Genomic DNA, 14,961 nt, shown 5'->3' with positions numbered 1-14,961 from the left:
CAATGAAAAATAACCGAACATTATTTTTATCAATGATAACTTTTTTAAGTTTCGTTCTGCAATCTTGCGAAAATAAAACAAAAAATACAGTCGAGATAAAAAAAACAAATCAATCCAAAACAAAACAAACTGATCTTAAAATTGTCCAGACTAAAGAAGAAATTTTTAAGGATGTTTTTGAATTTGTAGCCTACAATGACGACGGAGACTATTCGTATATTCAAGTAAAAAAAGGAGATGAATCATACGGTTTTGTTAATGATAAAAATGAGGACCGGAGTTTGTTAAGAGGCGATATTTGTGAAATTCAATGGAAAAAAGACACCATTTATATTGCAGGTGATGGAGAGACGCCAATGCTTGAGGATTGGTTGGTTTCGGTTAATAAAATTAAAGATGGCAATGTTTCTAAGTTGAGAAAAGAGCAGAAAACAGAATTTAAATATCATTGGAGTGAGCAGGAAAATTACTCGCAGGGTTTTTTAGACGATATCTATTTAGTGACAGAATATTACATTGCCAACTCAAAAAACAAACTTTTGCAACTTCATCTCAAAAGTAAAGAACAAATAAATTATTCGATAGAAAATCGAAAAAGAGAAAATAGAGATTTTACAGTTATGGGAATTGGTTATGAATTTGAAAATCGGACCAATATTTTTCAATGGCTGTATTACGATACCGAAAATCATAAACTGTATGAATACGATTTGGGCAATGATGAACTTAATGAATTTAAATAAAAGTTTCAGTCAATAACCATAATTATAAATTTAGGATGAATAGAATTTTAGCACTACTAGCTATTTTGCCATTTCTGATTTCTTGTCAGAACAAAAAAGAACAAGAGGAGAATAATTTAAAAGAACTTCAAAAGCAAGCTCAGGAATTGAGAAAAAATCAAATTGATTTTTTTATGAATGCAACACCAAAGCATTTTTCTGCGAAAACTTTAAGTGGTAAACTGTTTAATTCTCAATATTTTAAAAACAAAAATTTGGTGGTATTCATTTATGACAAGTCCTATTTAAAAATGAGCGATACTTATGATATGACTAAAGAATTAAATGAAATTTATAAGGCATATAAAGGCAAAATCGAGTTTGTAGGTATAATTGAGGGCTATGTTGAAAACGAAAACGTACTGAATGAATATTTGAAAAATTCTAAAATTTTATTTGAGCAAATTGACAATACAAAATCGCAAAACAAACCTGAAATTTTAAATTATAATATGTATTGTAGTCCGGCTAAAATTCTTATTAACTCAAATGGAAAAGTAATTCATTCTTCTTGTGGAGGCGGAAACAGTTATGAATTAATAGAAAAATTAGAGCGTATAAAGAACTCCCGCTAATAAAAGGTTTAACGTCATGCCTGAACGCAAAGCATCAAAATGTTCCCGAAAACTTTAAGCCCAACATTTTCAAAATGAAATATACAATCCTTTTATTCAGTCTTGTTTTTGGCCTATTTTCTTTCAAAGATTTCGAGATACAATGGGTCGGAAATCTGGATGGCGATTTTTCTTTTTCACGAAAACACAGTTTAAAATGTGAGGCCTGGTGTTACGAATATGCGGGCGCTACCGAAATAACAGCAAAACGATTGCATAAAGACACGATTGAGTGTTATACCATGGCAAATGCGGCAACCCATTGTTCGTTACGTTTTTATATTGTCAATAATGTCATCAGAAATCCAAGAATTGAGCTGAATAGTATTGCTGGCGGAAAATATACCTATCTATGTAAGGAAGGTAATATAAAAATGGACAAAAAAGTGATGCAAAAAGACATCTTAAAAGCCCAGTTTGATATGAAGTTTGACCATCCCGAAAATCCAGAAAAGCTAATGTTTTGGAAAGGAAAAATTTATGCCAAAATAAAATAAGCGCAAAAATTAATTGTTGTTTCAAAAAATAAATCGAAATGGAATTAGAAAATTTTAAGAATAGTCTAAAAAGATTAAAGAAATGTGATATGTATTGGGACGAAATGCAACCGAATGAAATCGGACGTTTATGTCAGAGATGCAATAAGACAATCATCGATTTTTCAAAAATGTCTTTTACTGATATTGCTTTTAAAATGGCTGAAACCAATGAATCTACGTGTGGTTTTTATTTACCTGAACAACTGGCAAAAATTAAACAATCAAAAAAAAACATCCCTTTAAGTGTTGGATTGACTACTTTAATGGCAACAACTTCATTAGCAAATTCAGAAAACAAAGAAAACAAAGAAATTGAAAAATATTGTTTAAACAAAGTTTACAATGACAAAGAGAAGAATGAAGAATGTACAGAACAAGTTAAAATAGGTAACGATTCAATTTTAATAAGCGGTAAAGTTGAATATTATGATTCGATCGCAAAAAAAAACCTAACCGATGCTTATGCCTATATAATAATTAAAGGAACTAAAACGGGAACTGTAACAAATGAGAATGGTGATTTTCAAATGAAATATTTGCCAGGCCTTGAAAATGAAAAAATAATACTATCAATAGGAGCTATTGGATTTGAACAAAAAGAAATTGAAATAAGTACTGAAAGTAACAGTACAGATTTAGGTGTAATTGTTTTAGTAGGGCGGGAAGCTAAATTAACTGAATTTATAGTAACAAGAAAAAGAATAAGTTTTGCCGAAAGAATATGGCGAAAAATAACAAAACCATTCAGATAAAAAAGATAATAACTACTATTTAGTATATAGCATATAAAAAGAGAAAAAAAACGGATTTAAAAAAGAGCTTCGCGAATATCGAATCATTTGAGGCGAATTTATATCGACTAAAATTTGTGCCCTTTTAATTTTCAAATTTGTATTGAAAATAGAAACTATTGTAATTTTATAAGAAGAACAGTAATAGAGTTGATATTTAGGGTAATGAAGTTTGGTGCTTTAGCGAAAGCAAAGAGTTTGGAGAGTTCTTGTTTCAATTTTCGTCAATGATGATAGTCGTATTTACAGCTGTTCCTGTAATTTGTTATTGCCTTATTTATCATTTAAAAAAGGAACTAAAATGAAAAAAATATTATTTATACTATTGGTATTTTGCTGCTTTAAAACAACAGCTCAAGTACTAAAAGATTGCTCGAGTTGCTCGACAAAAATAATCACACAAAAACAAATCAATGGTTTGTGCATTGACGAAATCCGACTTTTAACAAATGAAATATTTGCAAGAAAAGGGTATCAATTTGAAAGAGGCAGATTTGAAGATTACTTTGCTGGGAAGGCGTGGTACAAAGCAAAGAATGACAACAAAAGCATCGTATTTAATGAAATCGAAAAACAAAACATAAAATTTTTTCAAGACATAACAAAGTTACTCAAAGCAAAACAAGCTGAATTAACCAATCAGTTAAAAGTTTTTAAAAACCTTGTTTTAACAGGCAATAAAGAAGAACTTAAATCTAAATTTAATTTTTTCTACGAAAATCAGACTGGAGATGATGAACCGAAATCGCTTAAAGAGGTTTTAAATAAAATCAATCTTGACGATATAAACTATTATAAAAATAAAGGGCTCAATAGTACCACGACAGACAATGGTTTTGTGAAAATTGTTTATGAAATTTCAATAAATGAAGAAAAGATAAATATCTATTACAACTACATGACTCATTCTGAAATTATTGAAAATTTTGACGAATTTACAGACTATCATTCCGAAAATGAATTTATGTATAATTGGCAATTTGAATTTAAAAATAACAAACTGAAATTTATCAGATTGGCAGTCGCAGGATAAAGAAACTTACATAAATAAAGGCTTTTCGGGAATGCAATTGATTAGTTAGCCGTCAGCTTAAAACAAAATACTTAAAAAAAATATGAAAAGATTATTGTTAATGAATTTTATTTTAATTCAGTTCTTTGCGAATTCACAAACGATAAATCTAAAAGAAAATTTTAATTTTAAAATAACAGAGGTTAAAGGCGATTTGAATAATGATAAATTAGATGATAAAGTAGTAGTTATGCAGGATACTGTAAACGAAATTACACCATTTAAATTAGAAATATTTTTTGCCAATTCAAATGGGGATTATAAAACTATTGCAACTTCGAGAAAAATTATTGCTCCTCAATATCCAAATGGTAGAAACGGATTTTTAACTGGAAATAGTCTAGAAAATATTACCATAAAAAAAAACATTGTTATTGTAAATTATGGGCTTTTACGGGGGCATTTAGAACACAAATTTAGGTTTCAAAACGGAAATTTTGAATTAATTGGTTATTCTGCAACCTATTTAGAAAATCCACAAATAATTCGAATAATAGATTTTAATCTTTCAACAGGATTAAGGTATGAAAAAATGGAAAAAGTCGGTACTGATGAAATCGAAAGTAAATCTACAACAAAAGTAGTAATAAGACCGCTACCAAAAATACAAGATGTAGAGCCATTTGAAAACGATTTATACTAAAAAACCGAACGGCTAACGTTACCAGTAATTTTAAGAATGAGACAAATACTTATAATTTTGACAATATTAGTTTTGTATTCCTGTGGAAAGCAAATCGAACAAACTAAAATATCCCGGAATGCAACTTCGTTGGACAGTGCTAATAATTCAGCTGTTTTAGTGAAAGTGGAAAAGGTAAATAACAAAACGCCCCAGAAAGACTCTATTAATTGGGAAAAACATCAAGACTCCCTTCGGAATAAAATTTTAAAAGGAAAGAAAAATAAAATATTGAAAGAAAGCTTTCTTCAGGAAATGTATATAAGGAATGTGGCGACAATTTTCAATGACAGCGTTGCTGTGAATATATCGTTTAATGTACACGGACCTGATTGCGGAGCACCGGACTGTTATTCTACTGACATTAGTTTTAACTTGAAACTTGGTGACAAATTAATATTCCCAAAGAACATCCAATTTATGGAGCACGAACATGGCTGTGTTGACAAAGAACAAAAAATTTCAGGGGATTTTAAATTAATGGAAGAAACTACGAATCATGTAATTTACTATTCAGCCAAGCACAAAAGGACAATGGTTTTATTTCGCTCAAATAGAAAAAATGGGACAACAGCATTTTATTTTACTGGACTTGGAGAGAACAGAATTAATGGAAAGAATGTGTATAACATTACGAAGGAGTACAATGAGGAGGACAAGAATTCTATTTATCCATTTAGGAGTTTGGTCTTGACTACAAATGAGTATGAGAATTTTATAGACTAAAGACTTAACAGAAAGAAAAACTACTAAAAAATGAACATAATGTTTATGAAAAACATTTTACTTTTTATGCTTTTATCCTCTTTGATGAGATGCAATGCGCAGGATAATCCAGAACCACTGGTGATTTCAGAAGTGTATTCTCCTTCAAAAAAAGAAAAACTTTCGACAACTGCTTACGAAGTTTTCAAAACCAATAAATTTTTAAATTTTAAAAATAAAGACACTCTTATTGAAAAAATTGATGGTGTTGTTTACAAAAAAAACGATTTGAATAGTTTTTTCTCCTATAAAAAAGATTGGGAAAAAATTCAGAAAGAAGATACGACTTCATACACTAAGAAAGAGCGTGCAAAATATGTGTATAAAGACAACACCATGATTGAAACCTATTTAGAATTTGGAAGTTATGAGGTTCGGAAAGAAATAAAAACAGTTTACAATTCAAAATGTTTTGTGTTAGGGTACGAAAAAAAATATTTTGTGGGCGAAAATTATAACCGCACCGAAAGCATTACCAACGAATATGATAACCAAAACAGAGTCGTCAAAATCATAAAGCGCACAGAATACAGCAAGAAAGAAAATAATGAAGAAGCAATAATTACAGTAAAATACCAAGACGGAATTGTAACCATTATGAGCGAGAATGGTACGATTGTGTGCGAATTAATTAAAGATGAAAATTCGGTTGGTTTTATTTCTAAATTAAGTGCAAATGGTACTGCTGATTATTTTCGTTATGCAATGGCACAGCAGCAAATTGAAACGGCAAAAGAATACTGTACGGAAAAAATGATAAAGAAAATCGAAAGAGATTTGATTTTATATCAGAACATTGTAAGTATAAAAGCTCTGGGTGGCAGTGGTAGTTTTGGAGAAAAAGTTACTATTAATGAAGATTGGGAAATTACTTTTAAAGACAAAAAAGCAGAAAAGTACAGTGCTATTTTTGCTTTGGTAAAACAAAAAAACGGCTGGAAAATTGATGATTTTCAAATTAACAGATAACAATGAAAAAAAAGATACTTCTTTCGATTTTTTTACAGCTTGCTTTGTTGGGTTGTAAAAGTAATAATGAGGAAAATGTTTCAAAAGAGAATTTAAAAAATACTGTTGTCCAGAATCAAAGTAATACTGCAAACAAAGAATCATTTACCATCGACTGTGGTTCGGGATGTGCAATGATTTATGACGAAATTTCAAGAAAAATCAACACCAATTCGGTTGAAATAAAATTTGAAATCACACAATATATTGACGAAAAAATCGAAGGCGAATATTTTGAAACCTACCTTTTTGAAAGTGACCAAAATAAAAACTTGAGCAGTATTCATTTGAATAAGAATCAAGGAAATATCTTAAATGATAACAACTCCTTATTGAGAGAAAAGCTTTTAGAAATCGGACTTAAAGTGTATCCCAAAAGTGTTGCGAAACAAGCAAATTCAGAAGAAATAGCATTCGTAGCCGATGATGAGCCTTATCAATTAATGAATGTTCCATTTGATTTAAAAGAGTACATAAATAATTTACCCAATCCAATTGAAAACAGTTATCATCCTACGGCTGTAACCGAAGAATATTTAGTTTCAATTGGGTATGAAGGAGAAAAATATAAATGTTTTTTTATTAAAAACGATATTCATTCAACCACATTAATTGTTTCTGTTTCAAGAGCAGACTCAGAATGTTTTCTCTTGCTTAAAGCGAATCAAAACGGGTTTTTATCTTATAAAGAAATTGGCAGGATAGGAGGTGAGGAAACAAAATATTTTAAGATTGATAAAAATTACAACATTGTTTCGTATTGATAAAAAGAGAGTTAAAGCTATTTTTTTGAAAAATAAAAAAACAATTAGAAATGAAAAAACTAACCCAAAAGTTAACATTTAGTGCAATAGTGATGGTAGCATTTTTATCATTAGTCAGCTTTAAAAGTATAAATCAAACGAAAAATATATTTAGAGATAATAGCGATCCCGAAATTACGGGTGTTTATGTTTTGACATCTTGCGAAAATTCGAGATTTAAGATTAAAATTGAGAAGAAAGCGGGAGCGTATTTGTTTTTAGTTTTTGATAAGAATAAAATAATTGCAAAAGGTAAACTTAAAAAGCAAAAAAGCGATAATGTTCTCTATCTCACTTTTGGAAAAATGGGAGGAATGTACAGCGAAAATAAAATCCAAATCCAGAATTATGGAAACTCGATGAATGAATATGAACATTTTACACAATGCGATGAAAAATATTTGTCGTTTATAAAATCAGAATAATGAAATTTCTATATCCAAACGCGAACTAATCAATGAAAAGCAATCCCTTTATTACAGTTTTTCTGTTGTTTTGCATAGAAATACTGCTCTACATTTATATAGAATACACCAATTTGATAGTGCCATCATCTGAATATGCTGGTTTTCTGATGCCTGTAGTTTTCTTTATAGTGCCTTTAATTTCGCTTTTACTTTTGTTTTTTGTGAAAGAGATGACGTATAAAAAAGAATTCAGATATTTTTCGATATTTCTTTTCGTTGTTTCCATTATTCTATTTGTGGTATTGTCTTTTTTAATGGCTTTAGGAGGAGCATATCAACACTAAAAGAGTATGAAAAAAACAACATTAGATTATATCAACATTTTCTTAGCTGTAATTCTCGGAGTATTAGTTATTCTCAATTTTGCCGTAAGATTTCAAAATAGAGAGCACGATAAGCTGTTTTGGAAAGCCGAAATTCATAGTGTGGCAGAAGATTCTTCGTCAGAACATTCAAATGCCATCAAAATTATAGAAGCCGTTTTTTCTAATAATTTCAACAATTCTGAAAGCGGTATTGATTATGATTCAAAAGAACTAACAAGTGCTAAAAGTGAGAATTCTGTTGATTTTAAAATCTGGGAAAAAGAACTTCTGCCCGATTCTTTAAATTTGAAATATTTCTCTATCGACGAGCGTAAATTTTATCGGCTTAGCACTCCGCTTCCTTATCAAAAAATGAAAGATTGGGTTAAAGAAAAGACGAATATTCCTGTTTTAATTTTAGAAATTCATCCAAAAGGTAAAATTCAGCTGAAAATAATTAAAAATGAAGAAGAAAATGCCGAAACCCAACTTGTAGCAACGTTTAAGGCCAAAGAAACGACAGGAAATTTGAATATGCTGGTTTATGAAAAATCTTTAGGAGGAAAATATAATGGTTTTGAAAGTATTGAGAATATTACCGATTTTTCAGATTTACTTCAAGATCAATACAAATGGTTTTTGAAGATTGAAATGGAAGAACAAGATGTATTGACAAGTGTTTACGCCTATTCTTTTATAGACGAAAAAATAGAAATCGCGACCGATAATGATACAGCTGTGGCTCGGAATATTCCAAGAACATTTTACATTTATTGGAAAAATAAAAACAAAAAAGAATATAATATTCAATATGCATTGAGTCCGATTGAAATTTTAAATGCCTTCAGAAAACTAAATAAAACCGATGCTTTAGAAGCGACTACCTTGACGTTCAAGCTCAGTAAAAATGCCTATTCTAAATGCGAAATTTCTAAAAACGGTATCGTTATTCCTTTAAGAGATTTATATCCTCAGAAACCATAAAATTAATGAAACAAATATTCCAAAATAAGATAATCCGGGTTTTGAAGAAAACACTATTTATGGCGTTGCTATTTTTTGCAGGTACCTTTATCGAGATTTACTGGTCTATGGGGGAATTTTCTGAAAGAATGTCAAGTGGATGTATAGATTGCTCTTTTATTGAAGATGTTTATTTTATATCGCTGCTGACAAGTGTTTTCTTAACAATAGTATTTCTACTGCTTTCTCTTCTCAAAAAGATATATTTAAAAAATACAATCGAGCTGCTGCTATTATCCTCGATCTGGGGTTTCTGGAATTACACCGTTTTTGTTGAACGTGAATCGTCATGGAGTACTTATACTTTTAAAGAAGAATTTTTCTGCACTTTTTCCCTTTCTATTTTGCCTGTTTTAACTCTATCTATTGCTACAATATTCTCGATTAATTATATTTCAAGAATAAGTAAAACATGACAATGGAAGCATAGCTCTAAAAAGAACTTTTATAAATTTGATCTTAAAAAAACAAAAACATAATTAAAATGAAAATAACACACCTTCTGTCTGCAAGCTTACTGCTTTTGATTTTTTCCTGCAATAAAAAAGAGAATCCTAAAAGTGCCCAATCGGGTTTAGCTCAACATAATCAGGTTGAAAACGATTCCACACAAAAAGGAGAAGAGCAAACTCCTAAAAAAGAAAGCATCAATTTGTTTACTTTAATGCCAAAAGACAGTAGTGATGTTGCTTTTATTTCTCTTTCGGATATTTATCCTGTAAATGACGAAAAAGATACACTTGTTTTACCTAACATAGAAAAATTAGGAAAACACGATGCTCAGTATTTTACCTTTGATAAAAATTACAGAAAAAGATTTTTATCTAAAACAAATATATCCGAAAGCGATTCTGTCTTTATATTCGATTATGCGAGGCACAAATTGGTTTCGCTTGCCGTGAAAAACCTAAAGACCGCTGCGATGTTAAATGTATATTCTTCAGAAGGAGATTGGCCTTATCACAATTATGATTTTATGATTGGATTTGAAATCAATAAGAAACACTTAAATGGTTTTAGTGAATATTTTAGAGATGCATTAGTATATGTGGGTAAAGAAAATCCATTTTCGAAAGTAGGTTTAAAGCCAATTGTCTGGAAAAAAATTGCGGGTAAAGAATATCCGTCAAGACCAATGAAAAGAGAAGATCGTACTTTGTTAAAAAACAAGCTGACTGGCACTGCTTACTCGTTTAAAACAACGGATTATCACTATTTTTTACAAGAATATTTAGATGCTAATAAAACAATTTATGCCAGACGTCTTTTAGTGACCGATTCTAAAACTAACGATATCATTATTGAAAAGTTTTACTGTCAAAGCGAAGGTACCTCTCCCGCTCCTTTGAATTATGAAGAGGGGGACAACGAAATTAATCAATGGACAGGAAAACTTTTTAAAAATAAACCCCTTGTTGTTTTTGGTTTTGAATATATTTCTTTCGGATGCCCGTCAATTTCAGTTATTGACCAATCAAATGAAGAGATTTTTCTTCAATGTGACAATCGTCATTAACAATACTATTGGAATGTCCGATAGAATGGAGTAGATCATTATAGAAGCCTTTATTATTTATTCGAAACAAAAGCAAAATTGGAATGGCAAACAGAGTTTCATTGAAAAAAAAACTTATGATGAAAAAGTTGTATGAATTTAAATGAAAAAAAAATTGCTAAGTTAATCGGTATTCTTATACTAGTATTGAGTTTAACCATAATCTCTTTTTATATCAAAAGCGGGTATAAATCATTCGGTTTATACGTAATTCCTATTGTTTTTGTTGTCGTTTCGGGATCAATTATTTTTAAAGAAAACATTTCAAGATGGGTTAATGGCGAAAAAATGATACAATCGGAGAGATGGATGATGAAACATTCACGTTTAGTATTTTTTATTTTACCACTTTCGATATTTTCAATAATAGGGTTTTTAGTGCTGTTTTTGGCCATTAAACTAAAATGGGATGTTGATTTATTAGGCTGGATAACCGTTTCTGCATTTGCTTTTTTACCATTAATTTTAATTTATGGTTTGTTGTTTGGATTTTCAATTTCCGAAAAACAACAAAGAGAAATAGAGAAAAGACAAGATAAACTGTTTTCTGATGATCAGGGAATTACTATAGAAATGCCATTATTTGAGAAGAGTTGTTTTATAAGTTGGCAATCTATTGATACTATTATCTATTATAATTACACTGTGAATAGTGATTTTATAGAATATTATGAAGGTTATATGCTTTATTTGAATGTAGTCCCTATTTATACAAAATACGAAAAACAATGGTGGTTAAATAAACTATTTCCAAAAGACCCTCAAAGTAAAATAATTGATGTTAATAATGAAACAAAATACTTTTTGGAAATGCCCAAAATGGTAGAGAAGTATTTGAATACAAAAGCAGAGATTAATTTTAGAGACCCTATGAAAGACAGATTAATTTCAAGTCAAACTTATAAAAGCAAGAATAAAATTACAACCATTAAAAAATGGAAACCGCGTAATGATATAGAAGAACAAATAGTTTTTGACAAATTCAATAGAAGTGTAGACGAAATTAAGAAAAATTACTGCTAAGTAGAACTTTTAGCGTCTGCTGTACCAATCTGCAAAGTCAAAGAAAATAAAAAAAGGAACATGAAGAAACCAATATTCGCAATTTTGATATTTATAATGATCGTAACAAAAACCTATGCAGGCTGGTACGAATGTTTTAGCTACAAAGGTAAAATTGATAAATATCCTATTTCTCTTTCCTTCCAAATTAAGGAAGGCTATTTTGGAGAAAAAAACAAAAAAAGCTTCAATCTTATTGGAGTTTATAAATATGACAACTATAACAACCCAATCAGACTTGAAGGTGTAATTGATTTTAAGAAGAATAAAGTTTTATTATATGAAATCAGTAATGAAAAATACACCGCTACATTTGAGTTTGAATTCTCTAAAGAGAAATGTGTTGGAGTTTGGACGAATCTTTCGACAAATCAGCATTTATCGTTACAATTAACCAATACCTCTATTTTAATTGATCAAATAGAAGAAAATGAATTTAATAATATTGAAATTTTGCAGGCGGGTTCCTTAACAGAATTCTATTTTATTGGTTTATATTCCAAAAAGAGCAATCACGATCAGGCACAAATGGACAAACTGAAAATTATCAATAAAAAAGACAATACTGTTTTTCAAATAATTGATTTTTCAAAAATAGAAACTTTGACCGGTAACATAAGAACTATAATTTTCGATAACGTTGAAATAACCGATAATAAGAAAAAAGAGTTGATTGTCTGGAACGATATTGGAAGAATGGGCGGTTATTTAACCATTAAATTTAATGTAAAAACCAATAAATTTAAATTAGATCCGAAGCCAATAATAGATGGTCCCAATTAATACAGACAGCTGTATTTTATTTGGCTCTTAAACTTTCGACTTACCTAATATGACAAAAAAAATCACAATCATACTATTATTGATTTTTATGCCTTTTATAATACTTTTTGTAACCAACAAAGTATCAATAATGTATTATAAAATGCGCTATGATGCGACCTACAAAAACTACCAAGAAGGCATTGCTGCCAAAAATTATGTTCTTGTTCCGGTTTCAACAGTTATTCTGCAAGATGTAGTATCCGGAAATATAAATTTTGATACTATAAACCATAAATTCATTCTTCCATTAAAACATCAATATTATGATGAACAAAAAGATGAAGCTGCAATAAGCAATTGCACTTATATATTTGATAGGAGTGGAGCTTTGCTTTCAAAAACGGAATCTGCAGAAGAAAATGAACAACAAAAACAATTTGAACATTGCATAAAATTAGAAGAAATTCTTCTTTACAATAATAAAATGGTCGATGTTCGATATTTTTCAAAAGAGAGATATTGCTATAACTGGAATCCTTTTAGAGGATATGGCAGCCCCACTGGTTCTGGCAGAAATATAACATGGGAAGGAACTGCATATATTGATTTGAGAATGAAAACTGAAATCTTAAAACTCAAAATAGAGGAAGTATTTGCTCAAAATTTTTTTTCGAATAAATATGAAAAATGGGACTATGAATTGAATATGAGTGTCTACCAATTGCCTGTAAAATTTCAAAAAATAGCAGACGTCGCATTTTTTGTAAGACACAAAAGTTATGGCCCTAATGAGTTGTATATTATTAAAACAAGATAAAGGCCAGTGGGAAGTCAACGTTTTATTTAAAAAGCGACTTTGAAGTTTTTTACTGTTCCCTGCAAGGGTAGGCGGGGCCCATACTAAATATGAAGAATCTGTGAGACAGGTACAAGTCTGACTTCGAATACAATACATTCAGGATGAGACATTTTTTTAATTGTGTCAGCTCTTTAAATTTAAAAAATCCAACACCTTTGGTGAAACTTTCAAATCGGATCGGAACTTTAAAACCCCTTTTATGAAATGTCTTTTTAGTTCTTTTGCATTGCGTATTGAAAATGGGGTATTGAATGTAATGGCTTTATACGTTATTGCATTTCTGTAGTTATCGAAATAATACACACAAATCTCATGAGCTACATCTTCTCCCATTGATAAAACGATATCATAATTTTTCAGATCGGGAGGCGGACATAAAGACTCAAAAGTTAGGGATTCAACAACTATTTCATCTTTATAATGATGCAAACCATTTCGATCCACTATTACTTTTGTAATTTTGTTTTTTTGGTGAATAATCATATCCTTTACTGCAAAATACACCAAAAAAAATAAAAGAAGTACGGATAGTACTGCAGAAGAAATTTTAAATTCAGCTGATAGTTTAGATTTGATAATAATTATCTCCAAGTAAATTATTCCTAAAACGGTACCGGTAAAAATAACAGTCCCTAACAACTTTACTATAAAAGTTATTTTCTTTGATTCTAATGATTCTATTTTTGAAAATTCATTATTCTGAAAACCCATTTCTTGTTAGGAGTTAGAAATTAAACATTACAGTTGTTGAAACGAATTTAAGAAAGATAAATTTAAGTTCGACAATTAATAAAAGCTGTAGGTTATGTTTAGAATTCGGTCCTCAAAATAATGAGACATCTTAGCTGTATCTGATTTTCTTTGTATTGTTGTAAGAAAGCCTTTTTTATCATAAGTCATCACCAATTCACTTACTTTTTGCGCACTCCATATATCCTCCATCAGTACCAGGTTTTTATTTTTATTGTAGATGTATTTTTCGCTTTGGGGTTCAATGCTGTTTGGAACATCAGCCAGAGTTGAGAGAAATCCTTCTTTAAATTGGTATAATTTAGATGGAGTAGTCTTATCAGCACAGCCGTTATGAAGAAACAAAGCAACAGGACGTCCGTTTAAATAATAATACGTTTTTTTCTGCTTACAAGTCTCCTGATTGTCATTCTTCTTTAAAAAATCATAGTATTCCGTACACTCTTCGACTTCAAATCTATTTTCGTTATAATAGCGATAGTGCCATGAAGAAAAAGAGTTTTCCTCGATCATTTTATTTAGCAGGTTTTCATCTGGTAAAGTACCATGTGTCACTATTTTATCTACACCCGGGGTTGATTCTCCCAGCCAACCACTATTTTGGAGTCTATTAGGCATTTCGGAGTTCAATGAAAAAATCCGAATTTTATCAATTCTGTTTTTTTCATCATATTGATAAGAACTAATTTTTACGATGCCATTATTATAATCAATCCTTGCTTTTTTATCTATCAGCCCTTTTGAATTATAGTAATTTCTTATATAGAAAGTCGTATCTGTTCTCTCTTTACTGTATCGTATGTTAGTTATACTCACCACTTGACCGTCTGGGTTAAAATCATAAATAGAATTTATCCCGTTTTCGTCATTATTTTTTAGAACAATACTTTTTACCTTATTGTTCTTCATAAAAGATGGATTGAATGGAAAGACTGTTTTTGTAAAATAAATTTCTTCCTCAAAAGGAATAGCAATGTAAAAAGGTACTATTACTTGTGCTTTGCCATTAACGATGACACAGCAGATAAAAATGCTGGTTAAAAAAGAAATAAGTTTAAATTTTGAGTATGGCATTTTTTTGTAAAATTCAATAATAGTACTTTTATTTAGATCCTATTG

19 protein-coding genes are annotated in these 14,961 nt (G+C 29.9%); 17 read left to right on the top strand and 2 right to left on the bottom strand.

Annotation, left to right across the window (positions count from 1 at the left end):
• Nucleotides 1–2: 2 nt before the first annotated feature.
• The 17 genes from OLM58_RS19715 (at nt 3) to OLM58_RS19635 (ending at nt 13,050) form a co-directional block, all read left to right on the top strand.
• A complete protein-coding gene (locus OLM58_RS19715) occupies nt 3–743 on the top strand; it encodes a hypothetical protein (protein ID WP_264530283.1) in 741 nt (246 codons plus the stop codon).
• A gap of 35 nt (nt 744–778) precedes the next feature.
• Nucleotides 779–1,357 carry a TlpA family protein disulfide reductase gene (locus OLM58_RS19710; protein ID WP_264530282.1) on the top strand — a complete coding sequence of 193 codons (579 nt, stop codon included), beginning with the start codon at nt 779–781 and terminating at the stop codon, nt 1,355–1,357.
• Between the two features lie 74 nt (nt 1,358–1,431).
• Entirely contained in the window at nt 1,432–1,893 is a 462-nt protein-coding gene (locus tag OLM58_RS19705) for a hypothetical protein (RefSeq protein WP_264530281.1), read from the top strand.
• A gap of 38 nt (nt 1,894–1,931) precedes the next feature.
• Complete coding sequence (locus OLM58_RS19700; protein ID WP_264530280.1) at nt 1,932–2,687, top strand: carboxypeptidase-like regulatory domain-containing protein; 756 nt, start codon at nt 1,932–1,934, stop codon at nt 2,685–2,687.
• 340 nt (nt 2,688–3,027) lie between these two features.
• Nucleotides 3,028–3,759 (top strand): YARHG domain-containing protein, encoded by a 732-nt coding sequence (locus OLM58_RS19695; RefSeq protein ID WP_264530279.1) that lies wholly within the window; start codon nt 3,028–3,030, stop codon nt 3,757–3,759.
• An 82-nt stretch (nt 3,760–3,841) separates the two neighbouring features.
• Entirely contained in the window at nt 3,842–4,441 is a 600-nt protein-coding gene (locus OLM58_RS19690) for a hypothetical protein (RefSeq protein WP_264530278.1), read from the top strand.
• Between the two features lie 57 nt (nt 4,442–4,498).
• Complete coding sequence (locus OLM58_RS19685; RefSeq protein ID WP_264530277.1) at nt 4,499–5,206, top strand: hypothetical protein; 708 nt, start codon at nt 4,499–4,501, stop codon at nt 5,204–5,206.
• Nucleotides 5,207–5,251: 45 nt separating this feature from the next.
• Entirely contained in the window at nt 5,252–6,214 is a 963-nt protein-coding gene (locus OLM58_RS19680) for a hypothetical protein (protein WP_264530276.1), read from the top strand.
• Between the two features lie 2 nt (nt 6,215–6,216).
• Nucleotides 6,217–7,017, top strand: a complete 801-nt coding sequence (locus tag OLM58_RS19675) for a hypothetical protein (RefSeq protein ID WP_264530275.1) — start codon at nt 6,217–6,219, stop codon at nt 7,015–7,017.
• Between the two features lie 50 nt (nt 7,018–7,067).
• On the top strand, nt 7,068–7,481 hold the full coding sequence (locus OLM58_RS19670) for a hypothetical protein (protein WP_264530274.1): 414 nt from the start codon (nt 7,068–7,070) through the stop codon (nt 7,479–7,481).
• Between the two features lie 32 nt (nt 7,482–7,513).
• A complete protein-coding gene (locus OLM58_RS19665; protein ID WP_264530273.1) occupies nt 7,514–7,807 on the top strand; it encodes a hypothetical protein in 294 nt (97 codons plus the stop codon).
• Between the two features lie 6 nt (nt 7,808–7,813).
• Nucleotides 7,814–8,812, top strand: coding sequence for a hypothetical protein (locus OLM58_RS19660; protein ID WP_264530272.1), 999 nt, complete (start codon nt 7,814–7,816; stop codon nt 8,810–8,812).
• Nucleotides 8,813–8,817: 5 nt separating this feature from the next.
• A complete protein-coding gene (locus OLM58_RS19655; protein ID WP_264530271.1) occupies nt 8,818–9,267 on the top strand; it encodes a hypothetical protein in 450 nt (149 codons plus the stop codon).
• Between the two features lie 68 nt (nt 9,268–9,335).
• A complete protein-coding gene (locus OLM58_RS19650) occupies nt 9,336–10,367 on the top strand; it encodes an oxidoreductase (protein ID WP_264530270.1) in 1,032 nt (343 codons plus the stop codon).
• 132 nt (nt 10,368–10,499) lie between these two features.
• The gene (locus OLM58_RS19645; RefSeq protein ID WP_264530269.1) at nt 10,500–11,429 is read left to right on the top strand and encodes a hypothetical protein; all 930 of its coding nucleotides are present in this window, start codon (nt 10,500–10,502) and stop codon (nt 11,427–11,429) included.
• Nucleotides 11,430–11,489: 60 nt separating this feature from the next.
• On the top strand, nt 11,490–12,251 hold the full coding sequence (locus OLM58_RS19640; RefSeq protein WP_264530268.1) for a hypothetical protein: 762 nt from the start codon (nt 11,490–11,492) through the stop codon (nt 12,249–12,251).
• Nucleotides 12,252–12,300: 49 nt separating this feature from the next.
• Complete coding sequence (locus OLM58_RS19635; protein ID WP_264530267.1) at nt 12,301–13,050, top strand: hypothetical protein; 750 nt, start codon at nt 12,301–12,303, stop codon at nt 13,048–13,050.
• 165 nt (nt 13,051–13,215) lie between these two features.
• On the opposite strand, the gene OLM58_RS19630 is transcribed toward OLM58_RS19635, so the two are convergent.
• Both OLM58_RS19630 and OLM58_RS19625 read right to left on the bottom strand, forming a co-directional pair.
• Nucleotides 13,216–13,803 (bottom strand): hypothetical protein, encoded by a 588-nt coding sequence (locus OLM58_RS19630; protein WP_264530266.1) that lies wholly within the window; start codon nt 13,801–13,803, stop codon nt 13,216–13,218.
• A gap of 75 nt (nt 13,804–13,878) precedes the next feature.
• Nucleotides 13,879–14,916: a hypothetical protein gene (locus tag OLM58_RS19625; RefSeq protein WP_264530265.1), complete on the bottom strand. Its 1,038-nt coding sequence runs from the start codon at nt 14,914–14,916 to the stop codon at nt 13,879–13,881.
• Nucleotides 14,917–14,961 lie beyond the last annotated feature (45 nt).

The sequence above is a fragment of the Flavobacterium sp. N502540 genome, from assembly GCF_025947365.1.
GTDB lineage: Bacteria > Bacteroidota > Bacteroidia > Flavobacteriales > Flavobacteriaceae > Flavobacterium.
This window is presented reverse-complemented; position numbering and strand designations above follow the sequence as displayed.

Bases quoted from the DNA above. Each gene is read 5' to 3' on its own strand.
- OLM58_RS19645 (WP_264530269.1), top strand. From the start codon at position 10,500: ATGAATTTAAATGAAAAAAAAATTGCTAAGTTAATCGGTATTCTTATA.
- OLM58_RS19695 (WP_264530279.1), top strand. From the start codon at position 3,028: ATGAAAAAAATATTATTTATACTATTGGTATTTTGCTGCTTTAAAACA.
- OLM58_RS19655 (WP_264530271.1), top strand. From the start codon at position 8,818: ATGAAACAAATATTCCAAAATAAGATAATCCGGGTTTTGAAGAAAACA.
- OLM58_RS19705 (WP_264530281.1), top strand. From the start codon at position 1,432: ATGAAATATACAATCCTTTTATTCAGTCTTGTTTTTGGCCTATTTTCT.
- OLM58_RS19670 (WP_264530274.1), top strand. From the start codon at position 7,068: ATGAAAAAACTAACCCAAAAGTTAACATTTAGTGCAATAGTGATGGTA.
- OLM58_RS19700 (WP_264530280.1), top strand. From the start codon at position 1,932: ATGGAATTAGAAAATTTTAAGAATAGTCTAAAAAGATTAAAGAAATGT.
- OLM58_RS19660 (WP_264530272.1), top strand. From the start codon at position 7,814: ATGAAAAAAACAACATTAGATTATATCAACATTTTCTTAGCTGTAATT.
- OLM58_RS19680 (WP_264530276.1), top strand. From the start codon at position 5,252: ATGAAAAACATTTTACTTTTTATGCTTTTATCCTCTTTGATGAGATGC.
- OLM58_RS19650 (WP_264530270.1), top strand. From the start codon at position 9,336: ATGAAAATAACACACCTTCTGTCTGCAAGCTTACTGCTTTTGATTTTT.
- OLM58_RS19690 (WP_264530278.1), top strand. From the start codon at position 3,842: ATGAAAAGATTATTGTTAATGAATTTTATTTTAATTCAGTTCTTTGCG.
- OLM58_RS19665 (WP_264530273.1), top strand. From the start codon at position 7,514: ATGAAAAGCAATCCCTTTATTACAGTTTTTCTGTTGTTTTGCATAGAA.
- OLM58_RS19630 (WP_264530266.1), bottom strand. From the start codon at position 13,803: ATGGGTTTTCAGAATAATGAATTTTCAAAAATAGAATCATTAGAATCA.
- OLM58_RS19710 (WP_264530282.1), top strand. From the start codon at position 779: ATGAATAGAATTTTAGCACTACTAGCTATTTTGCCATTTCTGATTTCT.
- OLM58_RS19640 (WP_264530268.1), top strand. From the start codon at position 11,490: ATGAAGAAACCAATATTCGCAATTTTGATATTTATAATGATCGTAACA.
- OLM58_RS19625 (WP_264530265.1), bottom strand. From the start codon at position 14,916: ATGCCATACTCAAAATTTAAACTTATTTCTTTTTTAACCAGCATTTTT.
- OLM58_RS19715 (WP_264530283.1), top strand. From the start codon at position 3: ATGAAAAATAACCGAACATTATTTTTATCAATGATAACTTTTTTAAGT.
- OLM58_RS19675 (WP_264530275.1), top strand. From the start codon at position 6,217: ATGAAAAAAAAGATACTTCTTTCGATTTTTTTACAGCTTGCTTTGTTG.
- OLM58_RS19635 (WP_264530267.1), top strand. From the start codon at position 12,301: ATGACAAAAAAAATCACAATCATACTATTATTGATTTTTATGCCTTTT.